17 protein-coding genes and 1 tRNA gene are annotated in these 14779 nt (G+C 61.5%); 10 read left to right on the forward strand and 8 right to left on the reverse strand.

Annotation, left to right across the window (positions count from 1 at the left end; translation table 11 throughout):
• Positions 1-65: 65 nt before the first annotated feature.
• Positions 66-140, reverse strand: a tRNA-Thr gene (locus ABMC88_RS14950).
• Between the two features lie 97 nt (positions 141-237).
• Between ABMC88_RS14950 and ABMC88_RS14955 the strand changes: the two genes are divergently transcribed.
• From ABMC88_RS14955 to ABMC88_RS14980, 6 genes are all read left to right on the forward strand, one after another.
• Positions 238-441, forward strand: a complete 204-nt coding sequence (locus tag ABMC88_RS14955) for a hypothetical protein (RefSeq protein WP_349577704.1) — start codon at positions 238-240, stop codon at positions 439-441.
• Positions 442-444: 3 nt separating this feature from the next.
• Positions 445-1716 (forward strand): UDP-N-acetylglucosamine 1-carboxyvinyltransferase, encoded by a 1272-nt coding sequence (murA, locus tag ABMC88_RS14960; protein ID WP_349577705.1) that lies wholly within the window; start codon positions 445-447, stop codon positions 1714-1716.
• Positions 1713-2183, forward strand: a complete 471-nt coding sequence (locus ABMC88_RS14965; protein WP_349577706.1) for a DUF2948 family protein — start codon at positions 1713-1715, stop codon at positions 2181-2183. Before murA ends, ABMC88_RS14965 begins: the two co-directional genes overlap by 4 nt.
• 141 nt (positions 2184-2324) lie before the next feature.
• Positions 2325-3626: a histidinol dehydrogenase gene (gene hisD, locus ABMC88_RS14970; protein ID WP_349577707.1), complete on the forward strand. Its 1302-nt coding sequence runs from the start codon at positions 2325-2327 to the stop codon at positions 3624-3626.
• A gap of 96 nt (positions 3627-3722) precedes the next feature.
• On the forward strand, positions 3723-4202 hold the full coding sequence (locus ABMC88_RS14975) for a UPF0262 family protein (RefSeq protein WP_349577708.1): 480 nt from the start codon (positions 3723-3725) through the stop codon (positions 4200-4202).
• A gap of 66 nt (positions 4203-4268) precedes the next feature.
• Positions 4269-4670, forward strand: a complete 402-nt coding sequence (locus ABMC88_RS14980; protein ID WP_439655614.1) for an arsenate-mycothiol transferase ArsC — start codon at positions 4269-4271, stop codon at positions 4668-4670.
• A 46-nt stretch (positions 4671-4716) separates the two neighbouring features.
• Here ABMC88_RS14980 and ABMC88_RS14985 read toward each other — a convergent pair whose 3' ends face one another.
• Positions 4717-5070 (reverse strand): hypothetical protein, encoded by a 354-nt coding sequence (locus ABMC88_RS14985; protein ID WP_349577710.1) that lies wholly within the window; start codon positions 5068-5070, stop codon positions 4717-4719.
• 361 nt (positions 5071-5431) lie between these two features.
• Between ABMC88_RS14985 and lepA the strand changes: the two genes are divergently transcribed.
• Positions 5432-7231 (forward strand): translation elongation factor 4, encoded by a 1800-nt coding sequence (gene lepA, locus ABMC88_RS14990; protein WP_349577711.1) that lies wholly within the window; start codon positions 5432-5434, stop codon positions 7229-7231.
• A 73-nt stretch (positions 7232-7304) separates the two neighbouring features.
• The gene (locus tag ABMC88_RS14995; RefSeq protein ID WP_349577712.1) at positions 7305-7964 is read left to right on the forward strand and encodes a hypothetical protein; all 660 of its coding nucleotides are present in this window, start codon (positions 7305-7307) and stop codon (positions 7962-7964) included.
• Between the two features lie 72 nt (positions 7965-8036).
• Here ABMC88_RS14995 and ABMC88_RS15000 read toward each other — a convergent pair whose 3' ends face one another.
• Complete coding sequence (locus ABMC88_RS15000; RefSeq protein WP_349577713.1) at positions 8037-8516, reverse strand: REP-associated tyrosine transposase; 480 nt, start codon at positions 8514-8516, stop codon at positions 8037-8039.
• A 68-nt stretch (positions 8517-8584) separates the two neighbouring features.
• On the opposite strand from ABMC88_RS15000, the gene ABMC88_RS15005 reads away from it, so the two are divergent.
• Both ABMC88_RS15005 and ABMC88_RS15010 read left to right on the forward strand, forming a co-directional pair.
• Positions 8585-9085: an alkylphosphonate utilization protein gene (locus tag ABMC88_RS15005; RefSeq protein ID WP_349577714.1), complete on the forward strand. Its 501-nt coding sequence runs from the start codon at positions 8585-8587 to the stop codon at positions 9083-9085.
• 120 nt (positions 9086-9205) lie between these two features.
• On the forward strand, positions 9206-10033 hold the full coding sequence (locus ABMC88_RS15010; RefSeq protein WP_349577715.1) for a 3-oxoadipate:acetyl-CoA acetyltransferase: 828 nt from the start codon (positions 9206-9208) through the stop codon (positions 10031-10033).
• Here ABMC88_RS15010 and ABMC88_RS15015 read toward each other — a convergent pair.
• The 5 genes from ABMC88_RS15015 to ABMC88_RS15035 are packed head-to-tail and all read right to left on the reverse strand — an operon-like array spanning position 10030 to position 14774.
• The gene (locus ABMC88_RS15015; RefSeq protein ID WP_349577716.1) at positions 10030-10776 is read right to left on the reverse strand and encodes a polysaccharide deacetylase family protein; all 747 of its coding nucleotides are present in this window, start codon (positions 10774-10776) and stop codon (positions 10030-10032) included. The genes ABMC88_RS15010 and ABMC88_RS15015 overlap by 4 nt on opposite strands.
• The gene (locus ABMC88_RS15020; RefSeq protein ID WP_349577717.1) at positions 10773-11906 is read right to left on the reverse strand and encodes a glycosyltransferase family protein; all 1134 of its coding nucleotides are present in this window, start codon (positions 11904-11906) and stop codon (positions 10773-10775) included. The genes ABMC88_RS15015 and ABMC88_RS15020 overlap by 4 nt, the downstream gene beginning before the upstream one ends.
• Positions 11906-12487, reverse strand: coding sequence for a histidine phosphatase family protein (locus tag ABMC88_RS15025; RefSeq protein WP_349577718.1), 582 nt, complete (start codon positions 12485-12487; stop codon positions 11906-11908). Before ABMC88_RS15025 ends, ABMC88_RS15020 begins: the two co-directional genes overlap by 1 nt.
• Positions 12484-13536 (reverse strand): glycosyltransferase family 4 protein, encoded by a 1053-nt coding sequence (locus ABMC88_RS15030; protein WP_349577719.1) that lies wholly within the window; start codon positions 13534-13536, stop codon positions 12484-12486. Before ABMC88_RS15030 ends, ABMC88_RS15025 begins: the two co-directional genes overlap by 4 nt.
• Positions 13536-14774 (reverse strand): glycosyltransferase family 4 protein, encoded by a 1239-nt coding sequence (locus tag ABMC88_RS15035; RefSeq protein ID WP_349577720.1) that lies wholly within the window; start codon positions 14772-14774, stop codon positions 13536-13538. The genes ABMC88_RS15030 and ABMC88_RS15035 overlap by 1 nt, the downstream gene beginning before the upstream one ends.
• Between the last annotated feature and the right edge of the window lie 5 nt (positions 14775-14779).

Below are 14779 nucleotides of genomic sequence, written 5' to 3' on the forward strand. Positions count from 1 at the left end.
ATCCCAAGGGCGCGCCCAACCTGTCGGCTCTCCAAAAAAGGCCCATCTGACCGCATGTTTGAAAATGGTGCTGTGAGGGAGGATTGAACTCCCGACCTCGTCATTACCAATGACGCGCTCTACCACTGAGCTACCACAGCGCCGGTAACGCGCTCACTAGCGGTATTCTTCGCATCGCGCAAGCCAAATTCCACGCCTAATCTGGACCCCATCCACACCTTGCGCTAGACAAGCCCCATGGCAGAGCAAGAGCCCTCACAAACTCCGGCCCAAAAGGCAAAAGCGGCAGAGGCCGCGCGCAAGCAAGAACGCCTGCGCGCAGCGTTGAAGTCGAACATGGCGCGGCGCAAAACCCAAGCACGGGCGCGCAATGCGCAGGCTGACACGGACGAGGGTCCACACACACGAAGCGCCACACAGGCGCCACACAAGGATACCTAACCAATGGACGCAATTCTCGTACGCGGTGGCGGGCCGCTCAAAGGCTCAATCCCGATTGCAGGCGCCAAAAACGCGTCGCTCGCGTTGATGCCCGCAACCTTGCTGAGCGAGGAACCGTTGACGCTGACGAACGCGCCGCGTCTGTCGGACATTCGCACCATGACGCAGCTGTTGCAGTCTTTGGGTGCCGAAATCACGACCCTGCAAGAAGGCCGCGTAATCTCTATGTCGTGCCACGGGGCGATCAACACCCGCGCCGAATATGACATCGTGCGCAAAATGCGCGCCTCGAACCTTGTCCTTGGCCCGCTGCTGGCGCGTGAGGGCTATGCCGAAGTCTCCCTGCCGGGCGGCTGCGCGATTGGCGCGCGACCGATGGACATCCACACCGACGGTCTGGAGAAAATGGGCGCATCGATCGAACTGCGCGATGGCTATCTTTATGCCAAAGCCGCAGGCGGCCGTCTCAAGGGGGCCGTGATCGACTTCCCCTTCGCCTCTGTCGGGGCCACCGAAAACATCATGATGGCCGCAACGCTGGCCAAAGGCATAACCGTCATCAACAACGCCGCCCGCGAGCCAGAGATCGTCGATCTTGCAGATTGCTTGCGCAGCATGGGCGCCCAGATCGAAGGTGACGGCAGCCCAAGCATCACCATCCAAGGCGTTGACCGCTTGGGGGCCGCAACCCATCCCGTCGTCACCGACCGGATCGAGCTTGGCACATATATGCTGGCCCCCGCGATCTGCGGCGGTGAGGTTGAGCTGCTGGGCGGCAAGCTGTCGCTGGTCGGCGCATTCTGTGAAAAGCTGGATGCCGCAGGCATCGAGGTGACGGAAACGGACAAAGGGCTCAAGGTGAAACGCCGCGGCGACCGCGTGCAAGCAGTTGATGTGACGACAGAGCCGTTCCCGGGCTTCCCGACCGATCTTCAGGCCCAGATGATGGCGCTTTTGTGTACGGCCCAAGGGACATCAACACTGGAAGAAAAGATCTTCGAGAACCGCTTTATGCACGCCCCCGAGCTGATCCGAATGGGCGCTAAGGTCGACGTGCAGGGCGGCAAGGCCATTGTGACCGGTGTCGAAAAGCTCAAAGGCGCGCCCGTTATGGCGACCGACCTGCGTGCGTCCATCTCGCTAATTCTTGCGGGGATGGCGGCAGAAGGCGAGACAAAAGTCAGCCGCGTCTATCACCTTGACCGCGGGTATGAACATGTCGTGGCCAAACTGTCCGGCGTGGGCGCAAACATAGAACGGATCAAAGACGAATGAGCGATGACGCACGCTTTGAAGACGGCGAAGACAAACCCCTGAACCTCGGCGCATTGGACGCCGAGGACCTCAACGTGATTTCGTCGCTCGCACAGGATGCGGTTTTCCCCGCCTCCGAAATGCGCTGGATGAAAGGGCAGGGCCGCTTTGCCCTTCTGCTCAACCGAATGCGCTGGGAGGACGAGGCCAAAACCCGCACCGCGCCGGAACGTGTGCAATCGGTCCTTGTTTTCTCGAACGTGCAATCCGTCGCCTCCCAAGGCGTGCCAAAAGGCGACGCGGATACCGTTCTGTCCCTGCTCGCCGTGAGCTTCGAGGAAACACAAAGCCCCTCGGGCCATGTCCTGCTGACCCTTGCGGGTGACGGGGCCATCCGCCTGACCGTCGAAGCATTGGACGCAACCCTAAAGGACGTAACCCGCCCCTATCTCGCGCCCTCAAAGCTGCGCCCCACCCATCCAGACTAGGCGCAGGGCCTTTCTTTATTTTGCCCTTAAACTCAATCCCGCAGGCGATACACGCGTTCCCGCCTGCGCATCCTGCCGCACCCCACTTGCGCTTGGCGCAATCTCCGCTATCTCCCGAAGTCGCCCAACAGGAGCCCGCCCATGCCCGTCTTCCTTGATGCCAATGCCCCCGATTTCGAGCAGGCATTCACGCAGCTTTTGAACGCCAAACGCGAAGACAGCCCCGATGTCGATGCGGTCGTCGCAGACATCATCGCGGATGTGCGCAGCAGGGGCGACGCCGCCGTGATTGACCTTACGGCCAAGTTTGACCGCCTCACCCTCACCTCCGACACCTTGCGCATCTCCGAACAGGACATCGGAGAGGCCGTGGCGCAAGTCAGCGCAGAGGACCGCGAGGCGCTGGAGCTTGCCGCGGCCCGTATCCGCGCCTACCACGCCCGCCAATTGCCCGAAGACGCCCAGTGGACGGACGAAGTCGGCGCGACCTTGGGGTGGCGATGGTCCGCAGTTTCCGCAGCAGGTCTTTATGTGCCGGGGGGGCTGGCGAGCTATCCCAGCTCGGTCTTGATGAACGCGATCCCTGCCAAGGTTGCAGGGGTCGGCCGTTTGGCGATGGTTGTGCCGACGCCGGATGGCGTGTTGAACCCGTTGGTGTTGCTCGCGGCCCAGATCTCGGGCGTGGATGAAATCTACCGCATCGGCGGTGCGCAGGCCGTTGCGGCGCTGGCTTACGGCACCGATACAATCGCCCCTGTCGATAAAATCACCGGGCCGGGCAATGCTTTTGTCGCGGCGGCGAAGCGTCGTGTGTTCGGCAAGGTCGGGATCGATATGATCGCGGGCCCCTCTGAAATCCTTGTGATCGCGGATGCAGACAATGATCCTGATTGGATCGCGCTTGATCTACTCAGTCAGGCCGAACATGACGAGAGTGCGCAGTCCCTTCTTATTACCACAGACGCCGCCTTTGGCCGTGCCGTGGCTGACGCTGTTGACGCCCGCCTGCAAACGCTGGAGCGTGCGCATATCGCGGGCCCCTCGTGGCGCGATTTCGGCGCAATCATCACGGTGCCCGATCTGGCGACAGCAGCCGCGCTAAGCGATCGCATCGCCCCTGAACATCTTGAGCTGTGCGTGGCCGACCCGCAGGCGCTGGGCGCGCAAATCACCCATGCAGGCGCGGTTTTTCTGGGCCAATGGACCCCCGAAGCCATCGGTGACTATATCGGCGGTCCCAACCACGTGCTGCCCACTGCACGCTCTGCGCGGTTCTCGTCGGGGCTGTCGGTGCTGGACTTTATGAAGCGCACCACTGTGGCGCAGATGACACCGCAGGCCTTGCGCGCAATCGGCCCTGCCGCCGAACGCCTCGCCACATCTGAGAGCCTCGAGGCGCACGGCCTGTCGGTCACGGCGCGGCTGCGCAAGCTCAACGACTAACAGACCGTACTGGCATTAACATTCGCGCAGCGGCAAGATTGCCCTGCGCGGGTGGCTGGGCTAAGACTTCTGCAACCCTGCCATCCGGAGAGTGCCATGTCGCGCATCACCCATATCGTCCTCGATGACGCCAACCTGCCGCCGCCCACAGCGGAGATCGAGCAAGAGCGCCGCGTGGCCATGTTTGACCTGTTGGAAGACAACACATTCGTGCTGCCCAAACGGGATGCGCGTCCCGTCCCGTCAGGCCCGTATCACCTTGGCCTGTCGATCCGCGACAAGCGGCTGGTTTTTGATGTGAATACCGAAAGCGCGGAAAAAGCGGCGGAATTCCATCTGTCGCTTGGGCCGTTTCGTCAGGTTGTAAAAGACTACTTCCAGATTTGCGAAAGCTACTTTGACGCGGTGAAAAAACTACCCCCCGCCCAGATCGAGACGATCGACATGGCGCGGCGCGGCATCCACATGGAAGGCAGCCGCGTGCTGCAAGAGCGGTTGGAGGGCAAGGCAGAGATCGACATCGACACCGCCCGCCGTCTGTTCACGCTCATTTGTGTTTTGCATTTCGGAGGCTGACGTGTGAGCGGAGCTCTTCCTCAATCCGTCCTCTTTTGCTGTGACCACAACGCCGTCCGCTCGCCTATGGCCGAAGGGTTAATGAAGAAATTTTACGGCATGGATGTCTATGTGCAGTCCGTGGGCGTGAAGAACGACCTGGAGATTGACGGCTTTTCCATTGCGGTCTGTCAGGAAATGGGGGTCGAGCTGTCGCGCCACCGTTCCCGCAGCTTTGACGAGATGGAGGAATGGGGCGATGACCTCGGCTCGTTCGATCTGGTTATCTCACTGTCGCCTGCATCGCAGCGCCGTGCGCTGGAGTTAACGCGGTATTTCCATCTGGAGGTCGAGTACTGGCCGATTCTTGACCCCACGGGGTTGGGGGAGGGGCGTGAGGCGAAACTGACGCAGTTCCGCGCCGCACGCGACCAGATCGCCGAGCGGTTGACCGACCGCTTTGGCCCGCCAACACGCTCTCCTGAGTAAGGGCCAACGGGCGCTCCTCGTTACACTCCTCGCTGGGAGGGGCGCATCACGAGCAGAGTTTCGCCGCAGATTGGCCGAAGGCCTTCCACACATCCCAGAACGCATTGTCCGAGGCCCGGTCAGACTGCCGCCAGACCTGTAGCTTGTGCGGGTCTTTGAATGCCTTGATGCCGCGCTTTTGCTGCGAGGAGGAGAGTTCGCGGTCTGCAACCGCCTGAACACAGCCGCATCGCTGCGAACTGGCGGCTTTGCGGCCCTGCGACAAACACGCACGCTGTAGCGGGCCCGTGGCATACAGCTGCGTCGGCGCATAGGCGCCGCGGGTTGTGTAATTGGATGATCCGCCCCCACAGGCGGCAAGCGTCGTCGCTGCAACCAGCGCCAGAACTGTTGTTTTCATTGTCTCTGCCTTTGTCTCAATGCCGCGTGGGGTTTTCCCCTTTTGGTGCGGCTGTTGTGCTCTGCCGACAGAATAGCATGAAACGGGGGCAGGGGGGAAGAGTATGGGATGCGAATAGCCACCTATGTCCATCTGCGCATATTGCGGGCTGTGGGTCATTCGGGACCTTCGACATCAGGCCGCGATGCGACCCCTCTTCAATATCGGGCCTGTTCCAACCGTAGGTCATGCAACACCTTGTCCTTGGGCGCAGCAATTATCGCCGCGGTAAGAGGCCCCAAATCCACCGCAAGTCTGGTCCATCAGTCCCCGCGACATCATCCACCTTGACCACCCCCGCAAACCGCATCATATCAAGGCTATGACACCGCTTTCACACATCCGCAATTTCTCCATCGTCGCGCATATCGACCATGGCAAATCCACTCTCGCTGATCGTCTCATCCAAGAGACGCAGACCGTTGCTGCGCGTGACATGAAGGCGCAGCTGCTGGACAACATGGACATCGAGCGCGAGCGCGGGATTACCATCAAGGCGCAGACCGTGCGGATCAACTATTTGGCCAAGAACGGGGAGGAATACGTCCTCAACCTGATCGACACGCCGGGTCACGTGGATTTCGCTTATGAGGTCTCGCGCTCCATGCGCGCGGTCGAAGGCTCGTTGCTGGTTGTTGACAGCACGCAGGGCGTCGAGGCGCAGACGCTGGCAAACGTCTATCACGCCATTGATGCGGACCACGAGATTGTGCCCGTCCTCAACAAAATCGACCTGCCTGCCACCGATTGTGACCGCGTGGCCGAACAGATCGAGGATGTGATCGGGATTGATGCCAGCAACGCCATCCGCGTCTCGGCCAAGACGGGCGAAGGCATCATCGACACGCTGGAGGCCGTGGTGCACGAATTGCCAGCACCCAAGGGCGCGTTGGATGCACCGCTAAAGGCGATGCTGGTGGACAGCTGGTATGACAGCTATCTCGGTGTGATCGTGCTGGTGCGGATCATGGACGGCCAACTGCGCAAGGGCGAAAAGATCACGATGATGCAGAATGGCTCGGTCCACCATGTGGACCGCATCGGCGTCTTCCGCCCCGCGATGACCGAGATTGACGTGCTTGGCCCGGGCGAGATCGGGTTTCTCACCGCATCGATCAAACAGGTGCGTGACACGCGGGTCGGCGATACGATTACGCATGAAAAGAAGGGCTGCACAGAGGCGTTGCCGGGCTTTAAACCCTCGCAGCCTGTGGTGTTCTGCGGGCTGTTCCCCGTGGATGCCGCACAATTCGAAGACCTGCGCGACAGCATCGAAAAGCTGGCGCTGAACGACGCAAGCTTTAGCTACGAGATGGAGACATCGGCCGCCCTTGGTTTTGGTTTCCGCTGCGGGTTCCTGGGGCTCTTGCACCTCGAAGTGATCCGCGACCGGATCGAGCGGGAGTATGACATCGACCTCATCACCACCGCGCCGTCGGTGATTTACCACGTCCACATGCGCGACGGCTCGATGGAGGAGCTGCACAACCCCGCCGATATGCCCGATCTGACCTTCGTGGACCACATGGAGGAGCCGCGGATCAAGGCGACGATCCTTGTGCCCGATGATTATCTGGGCGACGTGCTGAAGCTGTGCCAAGACCGCCGCGGCATCCAGATGGACCTGACTTATGCCGGCAGCCGCGCGATGGTGGTCTATGACCTGCCGCTGAACGAAGTGGTGTTCGACTTCTACGACCGCTTGAAATCCGTGACCAAGGGATATGCCTCCTTCGACTACCAGATGATCGGCTACCGCGAAGACGCGCTGGTGAAAATGAGCATCCTTGTCAACGACGAGCCCGTCGATGCTCTGTCCACAATGGTCCACCGCGACCGCGCCGAAATGCGCGGCCGTGCGATGGTCGAAAAGTTAAAAGACCTGATCCCCCGCCACATGTTCAAAATCCCGATCCAAGCGGCGATTGGCGGGAAGGTCATCGCCCGCGAGACGCTGTCTGCCATGCGCAAAGACGTGACGGCCAAGTGCTACGGCGGCGATGCCTCGCGCAAACGCAAGCTGCTGGACAAGCAGAAGGCGGGTAAGAAGAAGATGCGCCAGTTTGGGAAGGTGGATATCCCGCAGGAAGCGTTTATTTCCGCGCTGAAAATGGATGGGTGAGCCGTAGGGTGGGTGAAACCCACGCGTTGCGGGCCATTTGATCTGGGCTTCCAAGGAGAATGGTATCTAGCAAATGATAAACTCAAACCGGCAGAAAGACAAACTTAGCACTGAGCAATTCCGTGAACGGTTAGAGCGAGAATTCTATCGGCTGATAAGTGAATTGTCGTTCTGCTATGAGCTGCTGGACCGTAAAGAACTGCTAACACCTGACGTTGACGTTAGACGTGCCGAGGTTCAATCAATCCAAATTGTTTTTAAATCTTGCGAGGAATGTGCGATTTCTGCGACCGCAAGGCTTTGGGAAGAGAATTCTGACGCAGTTTCACTCCCAAATGCTGAGAAGTTGATAAGGGAACTTTGGGAAGTTAACCCCGATCTGCAAACAGGTTTTTTGGAAGAGTGGCAGGCGAGAAATAGAGTTGCGTCAAACTCAGAGATCAAACCTAAACTGCTTATTTTGCGGGATGAAGAATTCGGGCACAATTTGATGGACTCCGGAAAACGGAGAAAATCGGATGAATTGGTAAATTTGGGGCCAGTTGGTCATCGTGGATTTGGGGTTAGGAATGGCGATGTGTTGGCCTTCTGTAAGGAAACCGCACTCTTGTTGTTTCAGACGATCGCTCCGTTTTCGGAACATCCAGCGCTAGTTAGAAGCTACAAAACGCGGTTTGAAATCAAATTTGATGCACATAGAAAACTTCACTCCGGTTTGCTGGATTTGTTGTAACGTTTTTAGGGTAGGTGAAGCCGTCGCGTTGTACGAGGATCGGCTTTTGGAAATGGGTGGGTTTCACCCACCCTACAACCGCCTTTCTTCAAACGCGCGGTGTATCGTTGAATATGGCCAATCTTTTGCGTCCTTGACCAATCCATGTTTCACTGGGTTCCAATGGCAATAATCCACATGCGCGTTAAAATCGGCGTCATCGCGGATGCAATGCTCCCAAAACCGCCGTTGCCAAATGCCGCGTTCGCCTTTTCGGCGTTTGCTGGCGCTAGGGCTTCCTTCATCGGGACAATTCTGTGAGAAAATGGATTTGATCTTTTGCCACCGTATGGAAAAATCCGCATCCCCGTCCGGCAATGTCCACACCGTGTGAATGTGATCCGGCAAGACGACCATCGCGTGACAGGTGGCGGGATGCTCTTTCATGACCGCTGAATAGGCCGACCTTAACAGCGCAATCTTTCGGGTGAGCAGGGTGCTGCCTCTGCTCGCCAAATTGACGGTAAAGAAATAGGTGCCTCCGGCAATATAAAGGCGGCGGTATCTGCTCATGCCTCATAGTCGGGCACCTTGGTTAACAAAACGTTGCGCGTAGTGTTTGCCCGCCCTACACCCCCCCCATGACATGCCCCCTCTGCACCACCGATGCCCCGCTCACTGACACGCCCGTCTCCGGCGGTCCCGCTGACGCCTCCGTTGCGCTCTGCGCCGCCTGCACCGATCCGCAGACCCCGCCCGATCACTTCCGCCCCATCGCCTCGACCATGTGGAGCGAAGACCCCGCGCTGCAAGTCATCGCCGCCCGCACGCTCAAGCGGCTCGACACCGATTGGGCCCGCGATCTGCTCGACCAGCTCTACCTTGATGACGAAACGCAAGCCTGGGCCGGCAATGTCGCCGCGCAGACGGATCACAAGGACAGCAATGGCGTTGCCCTTTCCAATGGTGACACGGTTGTGCTGATCAAAGATCTCAACGTCAAAGGTGCGGGGTTCACGGCCAAGCGCGGCACCGCCGTGCACCGGATCAGTCTTGTGCAAGACAACGCTACCCACATCGAGGGGCGCGTTGAAGGCCAGCGTATCGTCATCCTGACCGAGTTTGTGAAAAAGCGCGGCTGACCCTTACCGGGTGCGCCTCGATCCAATATTCTGTCCGCCATGCCGCATTGGCTTGTGTACCTCGGGTGCGCAGGGTGTGTAGACTGTCCGCAACGTGAATTCCCCAAGTCCGAGGTCCCTATGACTCCTTGCATCCTCTGCGTCGCCATCACCGGCTCTGTCCCGACCAAGGCGGACAACCCCGCCGTGCCCACCTCCATCTCCGAGCAGATCGAAAGCACCCATGCCGCCTATGAGGCCGGTGCAAGCATCTGCCACGCCCATGTGCGCAATGAGGATGAAACGCCTTCGTCGGACCCCGACAAATTCGCCAAGCTGCAAGAAGGCATCAAGGCGCATTGCCCCGACATGATTATGCAGTTCTCAACGGGGGGGCGTTCAGGCGCCGGGCAAGAGCGGGGCGGCATGTTATCCCTGCGCCCCGATATGGCGAGCCTGTCTGTCGGGTCCAACAACTTCCCCACGCGGGTGTACGAGAACCCGCCGCAGCTGGTGGACTGGCTTGCCTCCGAGATGGTGAAATACGACGTAAAGCCCGAGATCGAGGCGTTTGATCTGTCCCACATTCACAAAGCGGCCGAGATGAACCGCGACGGGCGCATCGCAGGCCAGCTTTATATTCAATTTGTCATGGGGGTGAAAAACGCCATGCCTGCAGACCGTGAGACGTTTGATTTCTATATCAAAACGCTCAAGCGGCTGGTGCCGGATGCCGTGTGGTGTGCTGCTGGCATCGGGCCGAACCAGATTGTCCTGAACGAATGGGCGATTGCGGCGGGCGGCCATGCGCGCGCAGGGCTCGAGGACAACATCCGTTTGGACAAAGACACGCTCGCGCCCTCTAACGCGGCTTTGATCAAACGCGCCGCGGACATTTGCGAACGCAACGACCGCCCTGTGGCGACACCAGCCCAAGCGCGCCAGATACTGGGCCTGCGCCCCGCCTAGATTAGCGTGGACAGCTGTGCAGGCTGGGCACCTTCCTCCAGCAGAACGCTCAGAACGTCATGGGTAAAGGTCCAGACGCCCTCGGTGTGAACCAGATGATGGGTAAGCAGGCCCAGCGGCTCTGTCGGGTCCGTATCCCCTGCACGGCGGGCGAAAAGGGTCGCGGCAATGCCCGCGACCAATGTGTCGGGGTCCACTAACCCGCGATGGCCGCGCCAGAATATCGGGTCGATGTGGGTGTTGATCTGTGTGACATCGGGCGCCACCGCGGCTGCGCTGCGCGGCCCATAGGTCGAGACGGCGCGGTAGCCTGCATTTGGCAAACGGGCGACGACATCCGCGCCGATGCGGTTCCACGGAGGCACAAACAGGGGCAACGCACGCTCTCCGAATGCTGCTTTCAGGCGGGTCCAACCGTCCGACAGCTCTTGTGGTGTCGTGGGGCGCATATGGCCGAACTCGGCGTTTTTGGCGCCATCCGGCGCGTGGCTGATGTGCTGCCAGCCGTGCACAACGGGCACTGTATGCGGCGTGTCCAGTGCGGGTGGCAAAGAGGGTTCGATCAGATCGGGAATGACGGCGACATGCACAGCTATATTCAACGTGTCCGCCAGCGCAATCAGTCGCGACAGCGCGGGCGTCCGGGCCACGGCATCGTCGTCGCGCCACCAGATCGGCAAGGGTAGTTTTTCGCGCCGCCATGCGGCCAATTCTGCGCGAAGGGGGGACCAGTCAATCTTCATACGGCACCGCGTAGCTTGTGGGTAATCTCGACCGTGCGGGCAGCCCCGTCAAAGCCGATCGTGTCGGCCATGCGGGCAGGGGCCGCGATCACGCGGGCGATGGCCGCGCTGAGGCTGTCGGGGGTTAGGGTGGCGCGGGGCAGGCTCTCGATCCCCTCGCGTTTGGACAGGGCCGTGGCGCGCAGGCCTTGCTCGACCTCGTTGCCCTCGTCAAAGGGGATAAAAATCGCAGGTGTGCCAGCCTGTAGAATATCGAGCGCGGTGTTGTAGCCGCACAGCGAAACAGAGGCTGCCGCGTGGGATAGCATCTGCCGAAAATCGGGGCGGGCGGGTTCGATCACAACGGGCGCGGTGGCGCGGGCGTGTAGGGCAGCGATGCGCATTTGCGGGTCTGCTCCGCCGACCAGAACGCGCAGAGGATGGGGGATGCGGTCCGCCGCCTCTACTGCGGCGCGGTAGACATGTTGGCCCACATCGCCGCCGCCCGCGCTCACGATCACTTCACCGTGGCCTGTTGCGCCCGGATGCGTCCCTGCGGCAGGGGGGGCAACAAAGCCGGTATAGTGCAGCATATGTCGCAGCCCGTCATCCACAGGCCAGCTAAGTTCTAGCGGGGTCAGCTTTGCATCGGAATGCACCAACACGGCGTCATAAAACGCGGTCAGGATATCTTGGGCCATTACGGCCTTTTTAGGCTTGGAGGGCGGGGCCAGAATATCACGGATTGACGCACAGATCAGCGGTGGGGCGGGGCTGGCTTTGGCGGCTTGCAGCATTGCGCGAAACTCGGCCGCTAGAATGCGGCGGCCAAAGGGGAACAACTCGGTTATCAGAATGTCGGGGGCAAAGCTATGCAGGGCGCTTAACAACTCGCTTTGGCGCGTTGCCAGATAGCTGTCTGTCGCGAGCGCCCCATCCCCGTCCAGCAACCGCGAAAAATCGACCCCGTCAGAGGCGACAGGCGGCAGCTGCACAAGCTCCACATCACCACGGTCCAAAAGAGGCGCGGGTTTGCCGCCTGACACGACCTGCACCGCGTCCCCCGCGGCAGCAAAAGCCCGCGCAAGGGTCAGCGCACGGGCCAGATGACCCGTGCCCAGAAGATGTGTCACGACGATCATCACACGCATCAGGGGCGGGCCTCCAACCGAACAGGATCAGGGCGCAGATGCCATATGTCGCCGTCGATCTGGATCACAAACAGGCGGTTGCGTTTGACGGCAAAAGGGGCGGAGCCGGCAAAGTTCCAGCCTGTGGCATGGGCCATCAGCACGCGCATTACACCGATGTGGCAGACGGCGACGGTATCATCGGTCAGCGCCTGCGCCCACGGGATCAGCCGCGCCCGAAGGGCCGCAGGGCTTTCGCCGCCAGGGGGGGTATAGTCCCATCCCCAGTCTTCAATGTCGCGGTGGTCGCAGGCGGGATCGGCGCGCAGATCGGCGGCAATGCGGCCCTCCCACTCACCCCAGTTCATCTCGGTCAAGGCGCGGTCGGTGCGCGGTGCGCGGCCTGCGACCAATTGGGCAGTTTCGGCGGCCCGTGACAGCGGGCTGGACCAAAGTGCGGCGCAGTCCCAAGGGGCGGGCAGGCGCTGGGCGGCCAGTTGGGCGCGGGCGTCTGGGTCCAGCGCAATGTCACTGCGCCCTTGCACGCGGCCCGCACGGTTCCACGGCGTGTGCCCGTGGCGCAAAAGAGCAAGGCGGATCATTGCACGCCCACCCGCGCCAGACCCGCAGCCAGTGTCTGTGCCGCTGCTCCAATCAAATGGTGCGTCTTGATAAATTGTTGAATATCCTCGGGTGGCGCTGCGCCGCGGCCCGCGAGCTCGGCCAACCCCTGCGCCCCATCCGCCACCTGCGCATAGCCCCCGTCACGCGGGCAAAGCACGTCACGCACGCCTGCGCGGTCTTGGGCAATGACGGGCAAACCGTGCGCCTGCGCCTCCAGATAGACCATGCCGAATGCCTCATCCACACCGGGCCAGATGAGAGCGCCTGCGCTGCGGTACGCCTGTGCCAACGCGTCTGGGCTGCATTGGCCAAGGAACGTCACGCGATCCGCGAAAGGTGCCATCAGTGCGTCGACTTGCGCACGTGCAGGCCCGTCACCCGCGATCGTCAAAGTCGTCTCATCAGGCAAATGCGCAAGCGTTTGGGCAATCAACTCGTATGACGCGAGCTTGGCCGCAACGCGCATCATTCCGACAGCCAGCAGGCCGTGTCCCTTCGCCGCTGGGGGCAGGTCACTGCGCGGCAGGAACGGGGGCAGGTGGATCAGGGCTTGGCCTGATGGCGCATAGGCGGCCAGTGCCTCGTGGTCGCGGTGGGTGAAATAGAATATTGCGTCGGCCGCGTCACAGGCAGCTTCGGCGCGCTGGGCGAATTGGTCCCACGGACCGCCGAGGCGCTTGCGGGCGCGGGTTGCCTCAACCAGCAGATAGGGGATGCCAAGGGCGCGTGCCGCCGCAGGGCCGATCAGGTCGGGCGCTTTGTAATACGTGTGATAAGTGATCCACGCCTGCCAGCCTGCTGCGCGGCCTCGGGCGATGATGGCGGGGAGTGCGGCATCGGCCTGCGCGATCAATGCGCTTTGTGCTGCCCCATCGCCGGCGCCATCCCTACACCGCAGATCACTGGCCAGATCAACCTGCGCTCCGTTGAGTGCCAGCGCCTGCATCAACGCCCGCGCCATGGCGCGATCCCCCGAGGGGACGGGATGGTCGGGGGCTTTCAACGGGGCGTAAAAGGCCAGCTGCATCAGCTGGACGCGAGGATGCCGCGCAGGCGGGCTGCCAGATGGGCGATGCCCGGCGCCATAGTGAATTCAGCGTGCAAACGGCTATGCGCCGCAGCCGCAAGGCGGGGTCCAAGTGCGGGATCGACCGCGATGCGCTGCATGCCATCGGCAAAGGCCTGCGCGCTGTCTTCGGCCAGCAACCCGTGGGTGCCGTCGGTGATGAACTCGGGGATGGCCGAGACGGGCGTGGCGAGGATCGGCAGCAACTGGCTTGCGGCCTCCATCAACACGTTGGGCAAGCCGTCGCGGTCACCGTCCGAGGCGATGCGCGAGGGCAGGACGAACAGATCGGCCTCGCGCATGGCGGCAATGACATCGGGCTGGTCGCAGGCACCGCGCCACGTAATGCGGTCGGCCACGCCCGCGTCCTGCGCCCGTTTGCGCATCACGCTGTCGAGCGTGCCGCCGCCGATATGGGTCCAGTGCCACGGCATGTCGGCGGGCAACAGTGCCAGCGCGTCGATCAGCGTGTCAAAGCCCTTCTTCTCGACCAGACGGCCAACAGACATCATACGCAATGGCGCATCCGCAGCGCGCAGCGCCCGCGCAGGGGCGTCGGGAAAGCGTGCCAGATCAAGCCCGTGATAGACCAGATCAACGCGGGCAGGTGTGTCGGCCAGCGATTGCAAATGCTCGGCCCCGAAGGCCGTGCAGGTCGCGCCGAAGGCCGCGCCGTAGGTGTCCGCCGACAGCTTTTCGCGCAGCTCCCACTCGGGCGAGGTCCAGATGTCTTTTGCATGGGCCGAGAACGACCAAGGCACCCCGCGCAGCATCGCGGCATAGCGTGCCACGGAGGAAGGCGTGTGCAGGAAATGCGCATATAGCGCCTCCAGACTGCCCTCGGCCTCATGCGCGAGAACACAGGCCTGCCCCCAGCGGCGGCGGCGGTTGGCCGTGTCATCGCGCGCCAGATCGCGGGCGTAGGCGTCGGCTGCGGCGTCAAAGCCGGGCAGGGCGGTGACAGCGCCCATCGCCTCATGTACGCGGCGGGGCTCTTGGTGGAGGTATTCGGGCAGGTAGCGCACCCGCGCCTGCAAACGGTCATGCAGCGGGTGTGTCTTTTTATCGGTGGGATGGCGCAAGGACCACAGGTCAAAGGCAATGCCCGCCTCCTCGAGCGCGACCAGCTCTTGGGCGATGAAAGTCTCGGACAGGCGCGGCCAGCCTTTGACAACGATGGCAAGAGGGGGCGTTTGCATGGAGC

This window comes from Sulfitobacter aquimarinus, from assembly GCF_040149565.1.
Taxonomy (GTDB): domain Bacteria; phylum Pseudomonadota; class Alphaproteobacteria; order Rhodobacterales; family Rhodobacteraceae; genus Sulfitobacter; species Sulfitobacter aquimarinus.

Coding starts and splice junctions, on each gene's coding strand:
- ABMC88_RS15020 (WP_349577717.1), bottom strand. CDS start 11,906: ATGCGTGTGATGATCGTCGTGACACATCTTCTGGGCACGGGTCATCTG.
- lepA (WP_349577711.1), top strand. CDS start 5,432: ATGACACCGCTTTCACACATCCGCAATTTCTCCATCGTCGCGCATATC.
- ABMC88_RS14995 (WP_349577712.1), top strand. CDS start 7,305: ATGATAAACTCAAACCGGCAGAAAGACAAACTTAGCACTGAGCAATTC.
- ABMC88_RS15035 (WP_349577720.1), bottom strand. CDS start 14,774: ATGCAAACGCCCCCTCTTGCCATCGTTGTCAAAGGCTGGCCGCGCCTG.
- ABMC88_RS15005 (WP_349577714.1), top strand. CDS start 8,585: ATGACATGCCCCCTCTGCACCACCGATGCCCCGCTCACTGACACGCCC.
- ABMC88_RS15015 (WP_349577716.1), bottom strand. CDS start 10,776: ATGAAGATTGACTGGTCCCCCCTTCGCGCAGAATTGGCCGCATGGCGG.
- ABMC88_RS14980 (WP_439655614.1), top strand. CDS start 4,269: ATGGCCGAAGGGTTAATGAAGAAATTTTACGGCATGGATGTCTATGTG.
- ABMC88_RS15000 (WP_349577713.1), bottom strand. CDS start 8,516: ATGAGCAGATACCGCCGCCTTTATATTGCCGGAGGCACCTATTTCTTT.
- ABMC88_RS15010 (WP_349577715.1), top strand. CDS start 9,206: ATGACTCCTTGCATCCTCTGCGTCGCCATCACCGGCTCTGTCCCGACC.
- ABMC88_RS15025 (WP_349577718.1), bottom strand. CDS start 12,487: ATGATCCGCCTTGCTCTTTTGCGCCACGGGCACACGCCGTGGAACCGT.
- murA (WP_349577705.1), top strand. CDS start 445: ATGGACGCAATTCTCGTACGCGGTGGCGGGCCGCTCAAAGGCTCAATC.
- ABMC88_RS14985 (WP_349577710.1), bottom strand. CDS start 5,070: ATGAAAACAACAGTTCTGGCGCTGGTTGCAGCGACGACGCTTGCCGCC.
- ABMC88_RS15030 (WP_349577719.1), bottom strand. CDS start 13,536: ATGCAGCTGGCCTTTTACGCCCCGTTGAAAGCCCCCGACCATCCCGTC.
- ABMC88_RS14955 (WP_349577704.1), top strand. CDS start 238: ATGGCAGAGCAAGAGCCCTCACAAACTCCGGCCCAAAAGGCAAAAGCG.
- ABMC88_RS14975 (WP_349577708.1), top strand. CDS start 3,723: ATGTCGCGCATCACCCATATCGTCCTCGATGACGCCAACCTGCCGCCG.
- hisD (WP_349577707.1), top strand. CDS start 2,325: ATGCCCGTCTTCCTTGATGCCAATGCCCCCGATTTCGAGCAGGCATTC.
- ABMC88_RS14965 (WP_349577706.1), top strand. CDS start 1,713: ATGAGCGATGACGCACGCTTTGAAGACGGCGAAGACAAACCCCTGAAC.